Below are 2,569 nucleotides of genomic sequence, written 5' to 3'. Positions count from 1 at the left end.
TCTGTGTTTTTCCTCCTGTCGTCTTCTGACACCCCCACCGGCGCGGCCCCCGCACCCCCCTGTTCACCACTGGGGCGCGTTGTGGTGCTGCCCGGTCGCGGGGGCGGGCGACGCGCCCGAAGCCCAGGAAGGTGGGGTGCAGGACGTACTTCCCCAACTTGACCGCCGCCTCCAGTCTTTCGTCGTCGCGGGCCAGGTCGGTGATGAGGGTGGCCGTCCAGCCTTCGGGGGAGGCGTGCGGGAGCATCAGCCGTCCGAGGACGTCGAAGGCATCGGCCGCCAAGCGCTCCCCTGGATGCGGTACATCGTCCTGACCCCGCACGCCGGCCGCGCCGAGGTCGGCCTCCGCCCAACTGTGCGCTCGCAGGTGCAGGGCGAGAGCGAAAGAGGTGCGGACGAATCCCTCCTGCGCTGCCGTCCCGAGCGGCGGGCGGTCCGGTATGTCGGGCCCAAGCATCGCCTTTGTCTGCCCTGCCAGGGTGCCCAGGGCCCACGCCCGCCGCGTCGGGTCCGGAGGCTCCCGCCGCAGTTCCCGGGCCGCATCACGAGCGGCCCTCAGCACCCCATGTGCCAGCCGGTCGAGCTCCGCAGGCGATGTAGTGGACCACCAACGCGGCCCCGGACGGTCATCGGTGTCCACGCTGCTCCCCTCCCGGCCGATCCGACAGTATGTATGAGCAGGAATGGCTGGTTGGCCCAGGATGCCCCGTCTGGCGCTGCGGTTCCAGACCCACTACCGGACGCGGCAGCGCCTGGAATGCCGGGGACAGTTCCGCCAGTGGTTCCACCTCCGGCCCCCGCCCCACCAGTGGTCCGGGACGGCGGTCCAGCCCCCGACTTTCGGTGAGAATCGCTCAACATTTGCTGCGACGGGTCAGATCCGCCCGAAGCTGTCGGCCGCAACGTCACTGTCCCGTCCCTGGCGATCTGGCCCCTGTCTCAGGTGATCTGGTGCGATTGGTACGTGCCCCAGTGGTCGGCCCACTCAGGCCTCAACTGGTCGCGGTCACGCGCGGCTGGGCTATGCGGTCCTGGACGAGGAGCAGGGCCGTCACCAGCGCGGCCAGGAGGGCCAGGCCGACGAGGGACGGGACGAGGGTGACAGCGGGGCCGACGGCGAGGCAGACGGCCGCGCCAACGAGGAAGACCGGGGAGCGGTGGTTCGCGGTGCGGAGAAGGAGGGCCGCCGAGGCGAGGAGGAACACACCGACGCCTCCGGGCAGGGCCCAGGCGACGACACCGTGCAGGGGCTCGGCCAGGTCGTAGTGGCTGGTGTCGGCGACCTGTTGGAGGACCTTCTTCATGCCGAGGGCCGTGATGACGACTCCGGCCACCAGCGGCAGGTGGAGGAAGGTGTACGCGTCACGGGCCAGCCGGGTACGGTCGTCGCCGGTCAGAGTGGTCAGCCGGTGCTCGGCTGCCTCGGCGACGTGACGGAAGTACAGGCGAAACAGGCCTGCGGCGACGAGCAGTCCCAGTGCGGCGGCGGCCGTGACAGGGGCGCTCAGCGGGAAGCCGGACATGCCGACGCCGATTGCGACGATCGACTCGCCGAGGGCGATGATGACGATTAGGCCGTGACGTTCGGCGAAGTGGCCGGGGGAGGCGACTCGCCAGCCCGAGTTTCCGGTGAGGAAGACGCCCAGGTAGTCGATGGCCACCGCGGCGAGCCAGATCAGGATCTGAGTCAGGCCGGTGAAGGCCGCGCCCACGAGGAGCAGGGCGAAGGGCGGGGCCACCGAGAGCAGGGCCGTGCGGCGCAGGACGCGGTGCAGGGCCTGGTCGGTGGGGTCGGAGAGCCAGTAGGTGACCAGGTGGAGGACGCGGACGGCGCCGTAGCAAAGGACGAAGACCAGCGGGGCGGGCAGTCCGCCAGGGGCGTCGTCGTAGACCTCGGGCACGGCCAGCGACACGATCAGGACGACGGCCATGACGGACACCAGGACGGTGAACATCGCGCCGGAGTCGGCTCGCACCACGTTTCCCAACCAGGCGAAACAGCACCAGCACCACCACAGCAGCGCCAGCGCGACCATCCCGCCGAGCACCCGCAGCCCGCTCGGGTCGGCCGACATCAGCGCCGTGACCTGCGTGATCGCGTACACGAACACCAGGTCGAAGAAGAGTTCCGCCGGTGTCACCCGATGGCCGCCCTCGGTCGCGACCAGCCGCGACCGCTCGCTGTTCGTCACCACAGTTCCCCCCCGTCAGGGCGCCCCGCCGCCCACGTGCGGAACGATACCCACTGGACACGGCCGAGTACGGCTGCTGCGGCCTGCGGGAGTTCGCTTCCCGCGTACACACGGATGAGGAAGGCAGACCTCCGTACTACGCCGGGCTCGCCGAAGACAATCGGCGGACGTCCCGGGCCGTCCCCGTGACACCGGATAAGAAGCCCTGCGCGGGGACGCGTTGTGGGGTGCTCAAGGGATCCAGGAATGGCCCGTCGTCCGTCGCGGCGCGCACGCGCGGTATCGGTTCGAGGCAGCGGAGCCGGACCAGATCAGCTGAGACCGTGTGTGAGATCTGCCGTGCCCCACGCGACAGTGCCGTGCGCGAGGGTCGATCG

At 70.3% G+C, this 2,569-nt stretch carries 1 protein-coding gene and 1 pseudogene; both read right to left on the bottom strand.

Translation table 11 applies throughout. The annotated features are described in order from the left end of the window. Window positions 1-457 (bottom strand): annotated as a pseudogene (locus ABT300_RS43080) (hypothetical protein); the annotation flags it as partial. A 535-nt stretch (window positions 458-992) separates the two neighbouring features. Beyond that, window positions 993-2,192, bottom strand: a complete 1,200-nt coding sequence (locus ABT300_RS43075; RefSeq protein WP_351688357.1) for a low temperature requirement protein A — start codon at window positions 2,190-2,192, stop codon at window positions 993-995. Window positions 2,193-2,569: the final 377 nt, after the last annotated feature.

The organism is Streptomyces sp. NPDC001027, from assembly GCF_040299045.1.
In the GTDB taxonomy this organism is placed as follows: domain Bacteria; phylum Actinomycetota; class Actinomycetes; order Streptomycetales; family Streptomycetaceae; genus Streptomyces.
The sequence above is the reverse complement of the archived record's forward strand: the minus strand, read 5'-3'. Positions and strand labels throughout refer to the sequence as shown.